The following is a 17,805-nucleotide window of genomic DNA, read 5'->3' as shown; positions in this document are numbered from 1 at the left end:
GAGCGCGCCATGCGAATCGACCGTGAACTGAACGCCGCCGAACTGGAAGACTTCGCCGCCGAGCTGGACGGCCTGCGCCGCAGCACCATGGCCGATCTCGGCGATGCTGACGCGCGCTATATCCGCCGCGTGCGCGGGGTGGTGCGGCTGTGCTGCTGGAGCGGCCGCGCGCTGCTGATGCTAGGCTGGTTCCCGCCCACCTGGCTGCTCGGCAGCCTGCTGCTGGGGCTGGGCAAGATCCTTGAGAATATGGAGCTGGGCCACAACGTGATGCACGGCCAGTACGACTGGATGAACGATCCCGAGCTGGCCGGGCGCCGCTATGAGTGGGACATCGTCGGCCCGGCCGATTTCTGGCGGCACACCCACAACCATGTGCACCACACCTGGACCAACGTGATCGGCATGGACGACGACGTCGGTTACGGCGTGGTGCGGCTGTTTCCCGAGCAGCGCTGGAAGCCGTTCTATCGCTGGCAGCCGCTGTGGGTGACCCTGCAGGCGCTGCTGTTCCAGTACGCCGTGGCCATTCAGCACCTGCGGCTGGACAAGTGGTACAAGGGCAAGATCGACGGCGCTGAGGTACGCCCGCTGCTCCGCCAGTTCGGCGCCAAGCTGCTGCGCCTGTGGGGCAAGGACTACCTGCTGTTCCCGCTGCTGGCGCTGGCCGTCGGCGCCAATGCCCTGGCCGTGCTGGCCGGTAACGCGCTGGCCAATCTGCTGCGCAATCTGTGGACCTTCCTGGTGATCTTCTGCGGCCACTTCACCGAACGCGCCGCCGTGTTCAGCAAGGAGTCGGTGGCGGGCGAGAGTCGCGGCCACTGGTACCTGCGCCAGTTGCGCGGCTCCAGCAACCTGGAGGGCGGCAAGCTGCTGCATATCCTCACCGGCAACCTCAGCCACCAGATCGAGCACCACCTGTTCCCCGACCTGCCGGCGCGCCGCTATGCCGAGCTGGCCACACAAGTGCGCGAGATCGCCGGGCGCTATGGGCAGATCTACAACAGCGGAACCCTGTCTGCGCAGTTCGCCACCGTGCTCAAACGCATCTGGATCCATCGCCTGCCGCCGGCTGTGCCCGCCCAATAAAAAAGCCCGGCGGGCGCCGGGCTTCGGGGTACTGCTGTCCGCGTCAGGCGGTCTGACGGCCGACCCGCTCGGAGCCATTCTCGGCAACTGCGCGGCCGTCGAGCAGACGGTCGGCACCGCCTTCGGCGACACGGAAGGCCTTGGTGCGCTCGGCGCCGTTCTCGGCCACGTCACGGCCGTCGAGCAGACGGTCGGCACCGCCTTCGGCGACACGGAAGGCCTTGGTGCGCTCGGCGCCGTTCTCGGCCACGTCACGGCCTTCGAGCAGACGGTCGGCACCGCCTTCGGCAACACGGAAGACCTTGGTGCGCTCGGCGCCATTCTCGGCCACATCGCGGCCCTCGATCAGGCGGTCGGCACCACCTTCGGCAACACGGAAGGCCTTGGTGCGCTCGGCGCCATTCTCGGCTACGTCGCGGCCGTCGAGCAGGCGATCGGCACCGCCTTCGGCAACACGGAAGGCCTTGGTGCGTTCGGCGCCATTCTCGGCGACATCGCGACCGTCGATCAGGCGATCCGCGCCACCTTCGGCAACGGTGGCCGGGGCGCTGATGTGCTGCAGTTCGGTCAGTGGCGGTTGTTCGTCACCCGGCAGGGCAAAGGCGGCGCTGGTCAGGGTGGACAGGATCAGGCTGGCGATCAGTTGTTTGTTCATCTCGGGCCTCCTCGAAGGGGCTGGAAAGTGGCTACGGAGCAAATGGTACTCACGCGCCGCCGAGACAAAAGTTGATCGTCCTGATGGTGCCCATCGATGTCAGTAATGTAACGCCTGGGCCGCTCTGGATCAGGCTATTCGGCGAGGAACAGGCAGGTCAGATAGCGGTTGCTGAAGCCGTAGCGCAGCATCGCCGCGAGGCGGGAAAACAGGTAGGTGGGGTGTCGCCGGTAGTAACCGAGCACCGCATTGCCCACACCCTCGGAGCGATGTCGCTTGGCGTGGTCCGGCCGGCGGGAGAACAGGCCGCGGAACTGCCACCACTGGATCTGCTCCAGGTGCTGCGCATGCGGGCGCAGGCGATGGTGGCTGAACAGGGCGAGGAAGGAGCGCCGGCTGAAGTCGTGCAGGTGATGCGGATTGCCATCCAGGGTCGGGGTGATCGGTACCGAGGCGATCACCCGGCCGCCGGCGGCCAGCAGTCGCGCGTAGTTGGCGATCAGGCGCGGCGGGTGCGGCAGGTGTTCGATGGTCTCCAGGCTGACAATGCTGTCGAAGCCGGACTCGGCCTCGAAGCGCTCGGCGTCGGCGCAGACATAGCGCAGGTTGGGCAGGCGGTAGTGGCGCTGGGCGTAGGCGATGGCCTCGGGGTCGATGTCCACGCCGGTCACCTGCTTGTCCGGGTGCTGCTCGGCCAGCAGGGCGGTGCCGTAGCCGCAGCCGCAGGCCATATCCAGCACGCGGTCGCCGCTCAGGTGCTGGGCGGCGAACTCGTAGCGCTCCAGGTGGATGCGCAGGGTGGTCTGGTCGCTGGGGTTTTCCGGGTCGAGGTCAGGCGGGTAGATCCGCTCGATGCTGTGTGTGCTCATGCCTCGTCCCTGTCCTGGTCAATCGCGCCGTTGGCGCCTCTGGTTCCACTGGCTCCATTCGAAGCCGAGCACCACCAGCATCGACAGGGCGAACGGCAACAGCAGATAGAACACGCGGAACACGATCAGCGCGGCCAGCACGTCGGCGGTCGGCAGCTCCGGCATGGCGGCGAGGAAGGTCACTTCCAGCACGCCCAGGCCGCCGGGGGCGTGGGACAGCAGCGCCAGGGAGAAGGAGGCGAGGAACACGCCGAGCACGACGAGATAGCCCGGATTGCCCTCCACCGGCAGGGCGAAATAGATGATCGCCGCCGCGCAGGCCAGCTCCAACGGCCCGGCCAGCAGCTGCCGGGCGACTATGCCCAGGCGCGGATATTCGACATGCAGCTTGCCCCACTTCCACGGCTTGAAATGGCGCCAGGAGCCGAGCACGTAGAGTGCCACCAGGCCGAGCAGGAGCAGGCCGATGGCCACCGACAACCAGGGCCCGACATCCGCCACGCGCTTGATCAGGTCAGGCTGGCAGACCAGCACGGCACCGCCGGAGAGCAGCACGCCGAGGGCGAAGGTGAAGGAGCAGAAGACGATCAGCACGCCGATTTCCGACGGCACCAGGCCCTTGCTGGAGTAGGCCCGATAGCGCACCACGGCGCCGGAGAACACCGAGGCGCCGATGTTGTGGGCCAGGGCGTAGGTGGTGAAGGAGCAGAGGGTGATGAACCACCAGGAAATCTTCTTGCCCAGGTGGGCAATAGCGATGCGGTCGTACCAGGCCAGGGCGACGTAGGCGCCGAGGGTGGCACCGGCGGCCATCAGCCAGTTATGGAAGGAGATGGCATTGAGGCTGTCCTGCAGCTCGTTCAGGGAGATCGTGCGGATCTCCTTGTAGAGCAGGTAGCAGGAAAATACGACTGCGGCCAAACCTATGACGGTCCAGATCCAGTCGCTTCTTTTCATCATCGACGATGGCTCCCCGTCTCTATCTGAAGGCAATCCGTTGGCCACTTGGCGCATCGCAGTATGGCAGGCAGGCGGTGCGCAAATCGGCGTGCAGTATCCCGGAGGCGGCCGCCCGGCTCAAGCCGTGCGTATTCGGCGGGCGTTACTGGCTGTTACAAGGCGAACCGGCGGGGGCGCGGTCTGGGACGGGCGCTGCGAAGCTGGGGTGGTGTCAAAAATTTAAAACTGTGACTGCGGATTTCCAGTGTAAAAATCGCTATTTCTCATGCTCTTAGCAAAGTGCGTGGCCAGGCTCTGAAACAAATGTGCAGGTATTTCGTTGTTTTCGTTTGACATATTTTACGTTTTTGCCAGACTGCGCGGCCGTGCCGCCAGGCCGCTCGAACGAGCCTGGCGGACATAACAAAAACCTGTGGTCCGCCGTTCCCAGCCCCTGCATCTCGCGGGGCAGCATGTGGCGGGCCGATGCCTCTGGAAACGGGAAACATGCTGATCTGGTTCGTTGCGCTCTACCTGCTGGTCACCGTCGGTATCGGCTTCTACGCCGCCACTCGCGTCAAGAACTCCAAGGATTTCGCTGCAGGTGGACGCAGCATGGGCTTCCCCATTGTCGCGGCCATGGTGTTCGCCACCTGGTTCGGCTCGGAGGCGGTACTGGGCATTCCCGCGACCTTCATCGAGGAAGGCTTCGCCGGGATCATCGAAGACCCGTTCGGCTCCTTCGGCTGCCTGATGCTGGTCGGCCTGATCATCGCCCGCCCGCTGTACCGCATGAACCTGCTGACCATCGGCGACTACTTCAAGAAGCGCTACGGCAGCAACGTCGAGCTGATCGTCAGCCTGGTCATCGTGTTCTCCTACCTGGGCTGGATCGCGGCGCAGCTGACCGCGCTGGGCGTGGTGTTCAACGTGATCTCCGACGGTGCCATCAGCACCACCCAGGGCATGCTGCTGGGCACCTTCATCGTGCTGCTCTATACCCTGTTCGGTGGCATGTGGTCGGTGGCGCTGACCGACTTCTTCCAGATGCTGATCATCGTCGCCGGTCTGATCTACCTGACCTGGCTGATCGGTGACATGGCCGGCGGTGCCGACGTGGTGATCGGCAAGGCGGCCAGCGAAGGCAAGTTCACCTTCATGCACAGCTTCGAGCCCAAGGACATCGTCGCCTTCATCGGCGCTGCGGTGACCCTGATGCTCGGCTCCATCCCGCAGCAGGACGTGTACGCCCGGGTGATGTCGGCCAAGACCGAGAACATCGCCGCCCGCGCCTCGATGTTCGGTGCCGCCTTCTACCTGTGCTTCTGCATGCTGCCGATCTTCCTGGCCTACGCCGCGTCGATCATCGATCCGCAGATGGTGAAGCGCTGGCTGGCCGAAGACGCGCAGATGATCCTGCCGCACCTGATCCTCGAGAAGACCCCGCTGTTCGCCCAGATCATGTTCTTCGGCGCGCTGCTCTCGGCGATCATGTCCACCGCCTCCGGCACCCTGCTGGCGCCATCGGTGACCTTCACCGAGAACGTGCTCAAGCGCTTCGTGCCGGTGATGAACGACAAGCAGTTCCTCCTGGCCATGCGCATCAGCATCGTGGTCTGCGCCGCCGCCACCCTGACCTTTGCCATGTACTCCGACGCCAGCATCTACGAGATGGTCGGCAATGCCTACAAGGTGACCCTGGTCGCCGCCGTGGTGCCGCTGTTCGCCGGCCTGTTCTGGAAGCGCGCCACCACCCAGGGCGCCCTGCTGGCCATCGTCGCCGGCCTGAGCTCCTGGCTGTACCTGGAATACAGCCTGACCGACGAGGCCTTCTGGCCGCCGCAACTGGCCGGCCTGCTGTTCAGCTTGGGCGCCATGATCGTCGGTTCGCTGCTGCCGCAGTGGCACCGCAACCCGGACCAGGCGCTGGTGCTGCAGCCCGAGTAAGCCACGCCGCGTTCGCCGAAACCCCGCCCCATGGCGGGGTTTCGCGTTTCAGGAGCGGCGATACAGCTGGGCCACCTGCAGGCAGGCGGCGCTGCCGCGCAGCTGCAGCGGGCCCTGTTCGCCTTCCAGCAACAGGGCCTGGCCCCTGTGCAGCGTCGCTCGGTCCCGAACGTCCACCTGGCCGCCATGGCAGAGGAGCAGCAGCACCTCGGCGTCGTTGTGCAGCGCTCGTTCGCCATTCAGGTGCAGATGCCACAGGCGGTGCTGCCAGGCGTCGCGGCGGGTCATCACATTGAGGTCGCTGACCGGGCCGTCGAGCAGCTGAGCCGTCACCTCGGCCTCACCGGCGAACGCTAGCGCCTCGCCGCAGGGGCGCAGGGTGCGGCTGGCGCCCAGCAGCTGCAGATCGAGACCGGCGCCGTCGAGCACGGCCAGGCTGCGGTCGACTCCGAGGAAGGGCGAGAAGGGCCCGCCGCCGGCCACCCGGGCGCAGCTGATGCGCCAGGCGAAATCCTCCAGCCCGGCGGCAGGCGGCGCGATGGCCAGCTGGCGAGTGGTGCCGCCGCCGTTCTTCCAAGGTGTAGCGGGCAGTGTCTGCAGGTCGATGATTCGGCAGGACATACCGTTCGTCTCTCGATTTAATGTATATACAAATGGTTGATCAGCGCCAAAGCCTCGTTTTTTCTGGGCTCGGACAGCCTGCCTTGAATGGCTCTTGCCGTAGAGGTCGCAAGCTCGCCGATGGCAATGCTTGACGGCACCGTGCGTTGACTTTAAATGTATATACATTGAAGCGAGAGGACAACCCGATGCCCTTGTCTCCCCGGCCACGTCGCCTCTGGCGCGACGTCATCCTGTTCGATGGCCTGCAGCAGCTGCCCGAGCCCATGGCCGTGCTGGTGGAGGGCGAGCGCATTGCCGGGCTGTGGCCCGAGCGCGAGTTCGACCAGTCCCTGGCCGCCGGCGCCGAGCAGGCCGGGCGCGGCGGGGTGATGACCCCCGGCCTGGTCGACTGCCATACCCACCTGGTCTATGCCGGCAACCGCGCCGACGAATTCGAGCGGCGCCTGGAAGGCGTCAGCTACGCCGAGATCGCCAAGGCCGGCGGCGGCATCCTCAGCACCGTGCGCGCCACCCGCGCGGCCAGCGCGGATGAACTGATCGCTGCCAGCCTGCCGCGCCTGGATGCGCTGCTGGTCGATGGCGTGACCACGGTCGAGATCAAGTCCGGCTATGGCCTGACCCTCGCCGACGAACTGAAGATGCTGCGCGTGGCCCGGCGCCTCGGCGAGCTGCGTCCGGTGCGGGTGACCACCACGCTGCTCGGTGCCCACGCCCTGCCGCCGGAATACGCCGGCGACGCCGACGGCTACGTGCGCCTGGTCTGCGAAGAAATGATTCCGGCCGCCGCGGCCGAGGGCCTGGCCGATGCGGTGGATGTGTTCTGCGAAGGCATCGGTTTCTCGCCGGCCCAGTGCGAGCGCATCTTCCAGGCTGCACATAAACATGGCCTGGCCATCAAGGCCCACGCCGAACAGCTCTCCAACCTTGGTGGCAGCGCCCTGGCCGCGCGCTATGGCGCGCTGTCCGCCGACCATATCGAATACCTGGACGAGGCCGGCGTGCGCGCCATGGCCGAGGCCGGCACGGTGGCCGTGCTGCTGCCCGGCGCCTTCCACTGCCTGCGCGAGACCCAGCTGCCGCCCATTGCACTGCTGCGCCAGTACGGCGTGCCGATGGCCGTGGCCAGCGACGCCAACCCCGGCACCTCGCCGATCTGCATGCCCAGCCTGCTGGCCAACTTGGCCTGCACCCTGTTCCGCCTGACCCCGCGCGAGGCCCTGGCCGGCATGACCGCCCATGGCGCGCGCGCCCTCGGCCACCCCGAACTGGGCCGCATCGCCGTCGGCGCCCCGGCCGACCTGTGCCTGTGGGACATCCAGCACCCCGCCGAGCTGGCCTACGCCGTGCAGCCGGGACGCCTGCGCCAACGCATCTTCGCCGGAGCCATCACTCATGCACGCTGATCGTTTCTCCATGGAGGCCTGGACCGGCCGCACCGACCCCGAGCCGGACAGCCCGCGCTGGCACCAGCGCATCCAGCCGCTGCAGGCCGACAGCCCGGCCGGCGTGGCGCTGTTCGGCTTCGCCTGTGACGAAGGCGTGCGCCGCAATCACGGCCGCGTCGGCGCCGCGGGCGGCCCACCGCTGCTGCGCAAGGCCCTGGCCAACCTGCCCTGGCATCGCCAGGGCCCGGCTTACGACGCCGGCGACGTGTTCTGCGCGGACGGCGACCTGGAGGCGGCCCAGGCGCGCCTCGCGCGTGGCGTCTGCACCCTGCTGGACGCCGGCCACCTGCCGCTGGTGCTGGGCGGCGGCCACGAGGTGGCCTTCGGCAGCTGGTCCGGCCTGGCCGAGCATCTGAGCGGCGAGGCTGCTCCGAAGATCGGCATCATCAATTTCGACGCCCACTTCGACCTGCGCGACCCGGCCCATGTGCATTCGTCCGGTACGCCCTTCGCGCAGATCGCCGAGCAATGTGCCGCCCGCGGCTGGCCGTTCCGCTATGCCTGCCTGGGCGTCAGCCGCGCCAGCAATACCCGCGCCCTGTTCGCCCGCGCCGCCGAACTGCAGGTGCTGGTGCGCGAGGACCGCGAGATCCGCGAGTCGAGCCTGGAGACCATCGGCGCCGAACTGGACGCCTTTATCGCCGGCTGTGATGCCCTCTACCTGACCCTCGACATCGACGTGCTGCCGGCCTGCGAGGCCCCTGGAGTCAGTGCTCCGGCCGCCCGCGGCGTGCCGCTGGCGCTGCTCGAACCGCTGCTGGAACGGATCAAGGGCAGCGGCAAGCTGCGCCTGATCGACTTCGCCGAATTCAACCCGCAACACGACATCGACAACCGCACCGCCCGGGTGGTGGCGCGCCTGATCCATCTGCTGACCCTCTAGCCCGAACCTCACTCCGCACAAGAACAAGGAGCCCCCATGAGCAAGTTTCGCGACATCGAGATCCGCGCCCCGCGTGGCAACCAGCTGACCGCCAAGAGCTGGCTGACCGAAGCGCCGCTACGCATGCTGATGAACAACCTCGACCCGGAAGTGGCCGAGAACCCCAAGGAGCTGGTGGTGTACGGCGGCATCGGCCGCGCCGCACGCAACTGGGAGTGCTACGACAAGATCGTTGCCACCCTGAAGGAGCTGAACGACGACGAGACCCTGCTGGTGCAGTCCGGCAAGCCGGTCGGCGTGTTCAAGACCCACAGCAATGCGCCGCGCGTGCTGATCGCCAACTCCAACCTGGTGCCGCACTGGGCCAGCTGGGAGCACTTCAACGAGCTGGATGCCAAGGGCCTGGCCATGTACGGCCAGATGACCGCCGGTTCGTGGATCTACATCGGCAGCCAGGGCATCGTCCAGGGCACCTACGAAACCTTCGTCGAGGCCGGCCGCCAGCACTACAACGGCGACCTCAAGGGTCGCTGGGTCCTCACCGCCGGCCTCGGCGGCATGGGTGGCGCCCAGCCGCTGGCCGCGACCCTGGCCGGCGCCTGCTCGCTGAACATCGAATGCCAGCAATCGAGCATCGACTTCCGCCTGCGCAGCCGCTACGTCGACGAGCAGGCCAAGGACCTCGACGACGCCCTGGCGCGCATCGCCAAATACACCCGCGAGGGCAAGGCCATCTCCATCGCCCTGCTGGGCAATGCCGCCGAGATTCTGCCGGAACTGGTCAGGCGCGGGGTTCGCCCAGATATGGTCACCGACCAGACCAGCGCTCACGACCCGCTCAACGGCTACCTGCCGATCGGCTGGAGCTGGGAGCAGTACAAGGACCGTGGCAAGACCGACCCGGCCGCGGTGGTCAAGGCCGCCAAGCAGTCCATGGCCGTGCATGTGCAGGCGATGCTCGACTTCCAGAAGCTGGGCGTGCCGACCTTCGACTACGGCAACAACATCCGCCAGATGGCCAAGGAGGAGGGCGTGGCCAACGCCTTCGACTTCCCCGGCTTCGTCCCGGCCTATATCCGCCCGCTGTTCTGCCGCGGCATCGGCCCGTTCCGCTGGGCGGCGCTGTCCGGCAACGCCGAGGACATCTACAAGACCGACGCCAAGGTCAAGGAGCTGATCCCCGACGACGCCCACCTGCACCGCTGGCTGGATATGGCCCGCGAGCGCATCGCCTTCCAGGGCCTGCCGGCACGTATCTGCTGGGTCGGCCTGGGCCTGCGCGCCAAGCTCGGCCTGGCCTTCAACGAGATGGTGCGCAGCGGCGAGCTGAGTGCGCCGATCGTGATCGGCCGCGACCACCTCGACTCCGGCTCGGTGGCCAGCCCCAACCGCGAAACCGAAGCCATGCAGGACGGCTCCGACGCCGTGTCCGACTGGCCGCTGCTCAACGCCCTGCTCAACACCGCCAGCGGCGCCACCTGGGTCTCGCTGCACCATGGTGGCGGGGTGGGTATGGGCTTCTCCCAGCATTCGGGGATGGTCATCGTCTGCGATGGCACCGACGAGGCGGCCGCGCGCATCGCCCGCGTGCTGACCAACGACCCGGGCACCGGCGTGATGCGCCACGCCGATGCCGGCTACCAGATCGCCATCGACTGCGCCAAGGAGCAGGGCCTGAAGTTGCCGATGATCACCGGTTGAAAGAAGACTGCCGGTGCCCGCACCGGCTCGCTGTTCCCAGACAACAACAAGAGCGCCGGCAACGGACGGCGCAGTGGAGAACACCAGATGACCCAGGCTAACAAGCCGCTGATCGAACGTCGTTCGATCGACTATATCCCCGAGGCCGAGCGTCACGGCAGCCTCTACAGCCAGTTCACCCTGTGGCTGGGTGCCAACCTGCAGATCACCGCCATTGTCACCGGCGCCCTGGCCGTGGTGCTGGGCGGCGACGTGTTCTGGTCGTTGATCGGCCTGTTCATCGGCCAGCTGTTCGGCGGTGGGGTGATGGCTCTGCACGCCGCCCAGGGGCCCAAGCTGGGCCTGCCGCAGATGATCTCCAGCCGCGTGCAGTTCGGCGTGTATGGCGCGGCCATTCCGATCGCCCTGGTCTGCCTGATGTACCTCGGCTTCACCGCCACCGGCACCGTGCTGTCCGGCCAGGCCATCGCCCAGCTCACCGGCGCCAGCGACAGCGTCGGCATCCTTATCTTCGCCGCCTGCATCGTGCTGGCCACCACCCTCGGCTACCGGGTGATCCACTGGATCGGCCGCATCGCCAGCGTGCTCGGCATCATCGCCTTCGTCTATCTGTTCGCCCGCCTGATGACCATCAGCGATGTCGGCGCGCTGCTGCAGATTCGCCACTTCAGCTGGTCGTCGTTCCTCCTCGCCGTTTCACTGGCGGCGTCCTGGCAGATCGCCTACGGCCCCTACGTGGCGGACTACTCGCGCTACCTGCCGAGCAGCACCTCGTCGCTGAAGACCTTCCTCGCCGTGGGCGCCGGCTCGGTGCTCGGCGCCCAGGTGGCGATGGTCCTCGGCGTGCTCGCCGCGGCCCTGGCCAACGGTCAGTTCGCCGGTCGCGAGGTGGCCTATATCGTCGGCCTGGGCAGCACCGGGGCGATTGCCGCGCTGCTGTACTTCAGCATCGCCTTCGGCAAGGTGACCATCTCCACGCTCAACTCCTATGGCAGCTTCATGTGCATCGCCACCATCATCAGCGGCTTCCGTGGCCATATCGAGGTGTCGCGCAGCCAGCGCCTGCTGTTCGTGCTCGGCATCGTCGGGGCCGCCACCGTGCTGGCGCTGCTCGGCCAGCATTCCTTCCTCGGCGCGTTCAAGTCCTTCATCCTGTTCCTGCTGACCTTCTTCACACCCTGGAGCGCGGTGAACCTGGTGGACTACTACTTCATCACCCGCGAGCGCTACGACGTGGCGGCGCTGGCCGACCCCGACGGCCGTTATGGGCGCTGGAACCTGGCGGGCATTGCCGTGTACCTGATCGGCGTGCTGATCCAGCTGCCGTTCATCTCCACCAAGCTGTACACCGGCCCGCTGGTGGAGCGCCTGGGTGGCGTGGACATTTCCTGGATCATCGGCCTGCTGGTGCCGGCGGTGCTCTACTACCTGGTGGCGCGCAAGCGCAGCGTGCCGGCGAGTGCCGTACTACCCGTGGCCAAGGCCTGAATTACCTGTGCGCCGGGCAGTCACGAGCCGCCCGGCTCTGGAGACAACGATGAATACCCTGCATCTGCTTCCCGGCCAGCTGACCCTGGCCCAACTGCGCGCCGCCTACCAGGCTCCTGTGCGCATCAGCCTGGACACCTCGGCCCACGCGGCCATCGATGCCAGCGTCGCCTGCGTCAACCATATCGTCGCCGAGGGCCGTACGGCCTACGGCATCAACACCGGTTTCGGCCTGCTGGCCTCGACCCGCATCGCCAATGCCGACCTGGAGAAGCTGCAGCGCTCGCTGGTGCTGTCGCATGCCGCCGGCATCGGCGAGCCGCTGGACGACGCCATGGTGCGGCTGATCCTGCTGCTCAAGATCAACAGCCTGGCCCGCGGCTTCTCCGGCATCCGCCGCAAGGTGATCGAGGCACTGGTCGCCCTGGTCAACGCCGAGGTCTATCCGCATATCCCGCTCAAGGGCTCGGTGGGCGCCTCCGGTGACCTGGCGCCGCTGGCGCATATGTCGCTGGTGCTGCTCGGCGAGAGCCAGGCGCGGCATAAGGGTGAATGGCTGCCGGCCACCGAGGCGTTGGCCATCGCCGGCCTGGAGCCCATGACCCTGGCCGCCAAGGAAGGCCTGGCCCTGCTCAACGGCACCCAGGTGTCCAGCGCCTACGCATTGCGCGGTCTGTTCGAGGCCGAGGACCTGTACGCCGCCGCTACCGTCTGCGGGGCCCTGAGCGTCGAGGCCATGCTCGGTTCGCGCGCGCCCTTCGATGCACGCATCCACGCCGCCCGTGGCCAGCGTGGGCAGATCGACGCGGCCGCCGCCTACCGTCATCTGCTAGGTGCCAGCAGCGAGATCGGCCGCTCCCACGCCGCCTGCGACAAGGTGCAGGACCCGTACTCGCTGCGCTGCCAGCCCCAGGTGATGGGCGCCTGCCTGACCCAATTGCGCCAGGCTGCCGAGGTGCTGGCGGTGGAGGCCAACGCGGTGTCGGACAACCCGCTGGTGTTCGCCGCCGAGGGTGACGTGATCTCCGGCGGCAACTTCCACGCCGAGCCGGTGGCCATGGCCGCCGACAATATCGCCCTGGCCATCGCCGAGATCGGCTCGCTGTCCGAGCGGCGCATCTCGCTGATGATGGACAAGCACATGTCGCAACTGCCGCCGTTCCTGGTGGCCAATGGTGGGGTGAACTCCGGCTTCATGATCGCCCAGGTTACGGCCGCTGCCCTGGCCAGCGACAACAAGGCCCTGGCCCACCCGCACAGCGTCGACAGCCTGCCCACCTCGGCCAACCAGGAAGACCACGTGTCGATGGCGCCGAACGCCGGCAAGCGCCTGTGGGAGATGGCCGCCAACACTCGCGGCGTGCTCGCCGTGGAATGGCTGGGCGCCTGCCAGGGCCTGGACTTCCGCGAGGGCCTGCACAGCTCGCCGGCCCTGGAGCAGGCACGCCAGGCCCTACGCGCCGAGGTGCCGTACTACGTGGAGGATCGCTTCTTCGCCCCGGACATCGCCGCGGCGGACGAGCTGCTGCAGCGCCAGGTGCTGACGCCGCTGCTGCCGGCAGGCATGCTGCCCTCCCTGTAGGTCGGGAGCCTGCACGGCCATGTAGGGTGGATCACGCTTCGCCGATCCACCGGGTGGAGTCAGTGGTGGATGAGCAGTGCGTCATCCACCCTACATGCCTCTCTGTTCTTGATGGGAGGGGCGCTATCATCTGCGCACCGGGTCGTTACCCAAGGAGCCGCAGTGACCAGCACAACCCCGCGCTACAAGGCGATCGAGGATTTCCTTCTCGAGCGCATCCACGGCGGCGCCTACCCGGTCAACCATCAGATCCCCCCGGAAGAGCAGCTGGCCCGCGACTTCGACGTCAGCCGCATGACCGCCAACAAGGCGATCAACAATCTGGTGCAGAAGGGCTACCTGGTGCGCCAGGCCGGCCTTGGCACCTTCGTCACCGACCGCAAGGCCGAGTCCTCGCTGCATGAAGTGCTGAACATCGCCGCCGAAGTGCGTGGCCGTGGCCATGCCTACAGCAACGACGTGCTGCGCTGCGAGGCGGTGGAGGCCGACGACGAGGTGGCCCTGCGCCTTGGCCTGCGCCTGGGGGCTCAGGTGTTCCACAGCATCCTGGTGCACCGCGAGGACGGCGTGCCGATCCAGCTGGAGGATCGCTACGTCAATCCGCGCTGGGTGCCGCACTACCTGGAGTGTGACTTCTCCCAGCAGACGCCCAACGAGGTGTTGGTGGCCAGTTGCCCGATCGCCGATGTCGAGCATGTGGTCGAGGCCGTGCTGGTGGACGAGCAGACCGCCGCCTGGCTGGATATCGACCCCGCCTCGCCGTGTCTGTCGATGATCCGCCGCACCTGGTCGGCCGAACACCTGATCAGCTACGCCCGGCTGATCCACCCCGGTGCCCGCTACAAACTGCGCTCGCGCATGAAGCGTCGTTAACGCGTTTCGCTGACGCGCTTCGCTTGGCGACCGCCCGTCGATCCGGTTTCTTATCCCGCGCCCAGTGGTTAGGCTCTGGGGTTTACCGTGCCAACGGACGAGACGATGGATCGACAAGCGAAGCAATTCGAGCTGGCGCTGGAGCGCCTGTACCGCGAGGAGTCGCGCCGGGTGCTGGCCACCCTGATTCGCCTGCTGGGCGACTTCGACCTGGCCGAGGAGGCCCTGCACGAGGCCTTCCGTGCGGCCATGGAACAGTGGCCGGAGCAGGGCGTGCCGGACAATCCGCGCGCCTGGCTCGTCTCCGCCGGGCGCTTCAAGGCCATCGACCAGCTGCGCCGCCAGGCGCGCTTCCAGGCCCTCGACGATGTGGAGGAGCCGGCCGGCGGCGAGGCCTGGGATGGCGAGCATCTGGAAGACGACCGCCTGCGCCTGATCTTCACCTGCTGCCACCCGGCCCTGGCACCCGACGCCCAGGTGGCGCTGACCCTGCGCGAGATCTGCGACCTCACCACCGAGGAGATCGCCAGCGCCTTCCTGGCCACGCCGCCGACCATCGCCCAGCGCATCGTGCGGGCCAAGAACAAGATCCGCGATGCGCGCATCCCCTATGAGGTGCCCGGCCGCAGCGAGCTGCCCGAGCGCCTGGAGGCGGTGCTGCGGGTGGTCTACCTGGTGTTCAACGAAGGCTATTTCGCCAGCAGCGGCGACGAGCTGACCCGCCAGCATCTGTCCGCCGAGGCCATCCGCCTCGGTCGCCTGCTGTGTGAGCTGCTGCCTGAGGCCGAAGTGCGCGGCCTGCTGGCGCTGATGCTGCTGCAGGAGTCGCGGCGCGCTGCGCGCAGCGATGCCGACGGCCTGCCGGTGCTGCTGGAGGAGCAGGACCGCAGCCTGTGGGACCGTGAGCTGATCGCCGAAGGCGAGGCGCAGATCCAGGCCGCCTTTGCCTCCGGCGAGATCGGCCCCTATTGCCTGCAGGCCGCCATCGCCGCCGTGCATGCCGAGGCGCCGAGCGTCGAGGCCACCGACTGGGCGCAGATCGTCGGCCTGTACGAGGTGCTGCTGGCCGCCAACCCCTCGCCGGTGATCGAGCTCAACCGCGCCGTGGCCCTGGCCATGCGCGACGGCGCCGACGCCGGGCTGCGCCAGGTGGAGGCCATACTCGAACGCGGCGAGCTGGGCGACTACCACCTGGCGCATGCCGCCCTGGCCGATCTCAACCGCCGCCTGGGCCGCTGGAGCGAGGCGCGCAGCGCCTATCAGCGCGCCTTGCAGCTGAGTCAGCAGGGCGCCGACCGGCTATTTCTCGAGCGCCGTCTGGCCGAGTTGCCGAGCGCCTGAGAAATTTTTCGCGGCCCTGTCGAAATCTCGATGCGCCGCTCGACCAGAAGGTGACAGCAGCGATTTCCGCTGCCAGGGAGGAGAGCGATGAAATACCTGTGCCTGATCTACAGCGACGAAAACGTCCTGCACAACTCGCCGGACAGCCCGCGCGACGGCGAATGCTACGACTACTTCCAGAGCGTGCAGCAGAGCGGCCGCATGCTCGCCGCCGAACCGCTGGAGTCGGTGGCCACGGCCACCACCGTGCGCGTGCGCGGCGGCAAGCTGAGCATCACCGACGGTCCCTTCGCCGAGACCAAGGAGCAGCTGGCCGGCTTCTACCTGATCGAGGCGCGCGACCTCAACGAGGCGCTGCAGATCGCCGGCGGCATTCCGGCCGCGCGCGTCGGTAGCGTCGAAGTACGGCCGGTGCGTCAGCTGCAACTCGAGGGCTGAAGTCGTGTGCCCGTTCTGTCTGGCTGCCCTGGCTGTGGGCGGCGCCAGCGTCGCCGGTGCTGGCGGCATCGGCCTGTGGCTCGGCTGCCGCCGCGCTGCCACGAGGAGGAATAACGATGAATCCTGATTACCCGAAAGTCGCCAGCCGTGAGGAATGGCTGGCCGCACGCCTGGAGCTGCTTGCGCAGGAGAAAGCGCTGACCCATCAGCGCGATGCGCTCAACGCCCAGCGCCGTGCCTTGCCGATGGTGGAGGTCACGGCCGACTACCGCTTCACCGGGCCGCAAGGTGAGGTCGGCCTGGCCGATCTGTTCGCCGGGCGCAGCCAGTTGATCGTCTACCACTTCATGTTCCATCGCGACAAAGGCGAGGGCTGCCCCGGCTGCTCTTTCCTGGCCGACAACATCGGCCACCTGGCCCACCTGCATGCCCGCGATACCAGCCTGGTGCTGGTCTCCAATGCACCGCTGGCGGAGCTGGAAACCTTCAAGAAACGCATGGGCTGGGACCTCCCCTGGTACTCCTCGTTCGGTAGCCGCTTCAACTATGACTTCCACGTCACCATCGATTCCAGCCAGGCGCCGGTCGAGTACAACTACCAGGACGAGGCCGAGCTCAAGCGTATGGGCCAGCTGGACATGATCAAGGGCGAACTGCCCGGCGCCAGCGTGTTCCTGCGTGATGGCGAGCGGGTATTTCACACCTATTCCACCTATGCCCGCGGCCTGGACATGCTGATGAACGCCTACCACTACCTCGACCTAACGCCGTTCGGTCGTGGCGAGGGCTGGGACGGCATGGCCAATGTGGACGGCAAGGGCCTGAACTGGACCCGCCTGCACGACCAATACGACGGCGCGACCGCGCCCAAACACGATTGCTGCGCCTGAGCGCGAGGAGCGAATCCATGAGCACCGTACAGAGCGAACTGAAAGCCCTGACCACCAGCTGGGAGGCGGCCAACAAGGCCCGCGACGTCGACGCCATTCTCGGCCACTACTCCGACGACCTGGTCGCCTTCGATGCCATCCTGCAGCTGCAGTTCAAGGGTCGCGAGGTCTACAAGGCGCACTGGAAGAACTGTCTGGAGATGTGCCAGGGGCCGATGACCTTCGAGGTCCACCAGCTGCAGCAGTGGGGCGAGGGCGATGTCGGTTTCGGCCACTTCCTCTGCCACTGCGGCGGCACCGACAACGAGGGCAATACGCACAACTGCTGGATGCGCGTGACCCAGGGTTACCGCAGGATCGGCGGCCAGTGGCGCATCGTGCATGACCACTTCTCCGCGCCCTTCGACCCCGAGAGTGGCCAGGCGCTGTTCGAACTGCAGCCGTGAAATGAACGGGGCACGCCTGTGCGGGCCCCGCAGGAGATAACAAGCATGCAAGGGAAGAAGAGCATGACCATTCTGATCGTCGTCGTACTGCTGGTCGCCGGCCTGGTGGTGTTTGTCGCCAGCCGCCCGGACCAGTTCCGCGTCGAGCGCAGCGCGCTGATCCAGGCACCGCCCGCCGCGCTGCAGGCGCAGATCGAGGACTTCCACCAGTGGCCGCACTGGTCGCCCTGGGCCAGGCGCGACCCGGCCATGCAGGTGGACTACGAGGGCGCCGAGCGCGGCGTCGGCGCCATCCAGCGCTGGGTCGGCAACAAGGAAGTGGGCAAGGGCAGCGCGACCATCCTCGAGAGCGAACCGGGCCAGCGCGTGCTGATCCAGCTGGAATTCCTCGAACCCTTCCGCGCCAGCAACCTGGCCGAGTTCCGCTTCCAGCCCGAGGGCGGAGGCACCCGTGTGAACTGGAGCATGACCGGCCACAACGGCTTCGTCGGCAAGGCCATGGGCCTGGTGTTCAACATGGACAAGATGGTCGGCGGCGACTTCGAGCAGGGCCTGCAGCAGCTGCGCATGCGCGTGGAGGAGAGCTGATCGGCGT

17 protein-coding genes are annotated in these 17,805 nt (G+C 67.2%); 13 read left to right on the top strand and 4 right to left on the bottom strand.

Going from position 1 to position 17,805, the window contains the following annotated elements; genetic code table 11:
* Nucleotides 1-9 precede the first annotated feature (9 nt).
* Nucleotides 10-1,089, top strand: a complete 1,080-nt coding sequence (locus IB232_RS15565) for a fatty acid desaturase family protein (protein WP_192399520.1) — start codon at nt 10-12, stop codon at nt 1,087-1,089.
* Between the two features lie 43 nt (nt 1,090-1,132).
* Here the strand turns inward: IB232_RS15565 and IB232_RS15560 are convergent, their stop codons facing one another.
* The 3 genes from IB232_RS15560 to IB232_RS15550 all read right to left on the bottom strand — a co-directional run bounded on the left by IB232_RS15560 (nt 1,133) and on the right by IB232_RS15550 (nt 3,573).
* Nucleotides 1,133-1,744, bottom strand: coding sequence for a hypothetical protein (locus IB232_RS15560; RefSeq protein WP_192399519.1), 612 nt, complete (start codon nt 1,742-1,744; stop codon nt 1,133-1,135).
* A 134-nt stretch (nt 1,745-1,878) separates the two neighbouring features.
* Nucleotides 1,879-2,613 (bottom strand): class I SAM-dependent methyltransferase, encoded by a 735-nt coding sequence (locus IB232_RS15555; protein WP_192399518.1) that lies wholly within the window; start codon nt 2,611-2,613, stop codon nt 1,879-1,881.
* Nucleotides 2,614-2,631: 18 nt separating this feature from the next.
* The gene (locus IB232_RS15550; RefSeq protein ID WP_192399517.1) at nt 2,632-3,573 is read right to left on the bottom strand and encodes a lysylphosphatidylglycerol synthase transmembrane domain-containing protein; all 942 of its coding nucleotides are present in this window, start codon (nt 3,571-3,573) and stop codon (nt 2,632-2,634) included.
* Between the two features lie 486 nt (nt 3,574-4,059).
* On the opposite strand from IB232_RS15550, the gene IB232_RS15545 reads away from it, so the two are divergent.
* Nucleotides 4,060-5,499 (top strand): sodium:solute symporter family protein, encoded by a 1,440-nt coding sequence (locus IB232_RS15545; protein WP_192399516.1) that lies wholly within the window; start codon nt 4,060-4,062, stop codon nt 5,497-5,499.
* Nucleotides 5,500-5,547: 48 nt separating this feature from the next.
* Here IB232_RS15545 and IB232_RS15540 read toward each other — a convergent pair whose 3' ends face one another.
* Complete coding sequence (locus IB232_RS15540) at nt 5,548-6,120, bottom strand: HutD family protein (RefSeq protein ID WP_192399515.1); 573 nt, start codon at nt 6,118-6,120, stop codon at nt 5,548-5,550.
* Nucleotides 6,121-6,308: 188 nt separating this feature from the next.
* Here IB232_RS15540 and hutI point away from each other — a divergent pair, with 188 nt between their 5' ends.
* The 11 genes from hutI to IB232_RS15485 all read left to right on the top strand — a co-directional run bounded on the left by hutI (nt 6,309) and on the right by IB232_RS15485 (nt 17,798).
* Nucleotides 6,309-7,526, top strand: coding sequence for an imidazolonepropionase (gene hutI / locus IB232_RS15535; protein ID WP_192399514.1), 1,218 nt, complete (start codon nt 6,309-6,311; stop codon nt 7,524-7,526).
* Nucleotides 7,516-8,451, top strand: a complete 936-nt coding sequence (gene hutG, locus IB232_RS15530) for a formimidoylglutamase (protein ID WP_192399513.1) — start codon at nt 7,516-7,518, stop codon at nt 8,449-8,451. Before hutI ends, hutG begins: the two co-directional genes overlap by 11 nt.
* Nucleotides 8,452-8,487: 36 nt before the next feature.
* Nucleotides 8,488-10,152, top strand: coding sequence for a urocanate hydratase (hutU, locus tag IB232_RS15525; protein ID WP_192399512.1), 1,665 nt, complete (start codon nt 8,488-8,490; stop codon nt 10,150-10,152).
* Nucleotides 10,153-10,239: 87 nt separating this feature from the next.
* Nucleotides 10,240-11,640 (top strand): purine-cytosine permease family protein, encoded by a 1,401-nt coding sequence (locus IB232_RS15520; protein WP_192399511.1) that lies wholly within the window; start codon nt 10,240-10,242, stop codon nt 11,638-11,640.
* A gap of 49 nt (nt 11,641-11,689) precedes the next feature.
* Nucleotides 11,690-13,222, top strand: a complete 1,533-nt coding sequence (gene hutH, locus IB232_RS15515) for a histidine ammonia-lyase (RefSeq protein ID WP_192399510.1) — start codon at nt 11,690-11,692, stop codon at nt 13,220-13,222.
* Nucleotides 13,223-13,384: 162 nt separating this feature from the next.
* The gene (gene hutC / locus IB232_RS15510; protein ID WP_192399509.1) at nt 13,385-14,095 is read left to right on the top strand and encodes a histidine utilization repressor; all 711 of its coding nucleotides are present in this window, start codon (nt 13,385-13,387) and stop codon (nt 14,093-14,095) included.
* A gap of 105 nt (nt 14,096-14,200) precedes the next feature.
* Nucleotides 14,201-15,436, top strand: a complete 1,236-nt coding sequence (locus IB232_RS15505) for an RNA polymerase sigma factor (protein WP_192399508.1) — start codon at nt 14,201-14,203, stop codon at nt 15,434-15,436.
* 87 nt (nt 15,437-15,523) lie between these two features.
* The gene (locus IB232_RS15500) at nt 15,524-15,874 is read left to right on the top strand and encodes a YciI family protein (protein ID WP_192399507.1); all 351 of its coding nucleotides are present in this window, start codon (nt 15,524-15,526) and stop codon (nt 15,872-15,874) included.
* Nucleotides 15,875-15,990: 116 nt separating this feature from the next.
* Nucleotides 15,991-16,764 carry a DUF899 domain-containing protein gene (locus tag IB232_RS15495; RefSeq protein WP_192399506.1) on the top strand — a complete coding sequence of 258 codons (774 nt, stop codon included), beginning with the start codon at nt 15,991-15,993 and terminating at the stop codon, nt 16,762-16,764.
* 17 nt (nt 16,765-16,781) lie between these two features.
* Complete coding sequence (locus IB232_RS15490; RefSeq protein WP_192399505.1) at nt 16,782-17,210, top strand: YybH family protein; 429 nt, start codon at nt 16,782-16,784, stop codon at nt 17,208-17,210.
* Between the two features lie 63 nt (nt 17,211-17,273).
* Nucleotides 17,274-17,798 (top strand): SRPBCC family protein, encoded by a 525-nt coding sequence (locus IB232_RS15485; RefSeq protein WP_192399504.1) that lies wholly within the window; start codon nt 17,274-17,276, stop codon nt 17,796-17,798.
* Nucleotides 17,799-17,805: the final 7 nt, after the last annotated feature.

It is taken from the genome of Pseudomonas sp. PDM15 (assembly GCF_014851565.1).
GTDB lineage: Bacteria > Pseudomonadota > Gammaproteobacteria > Pseudomonadales > Pseudomonadaceae > Aquipseudomonas.
This window is presented reverse-complemented; position numbering and strand designations above follow the sequence as displayed.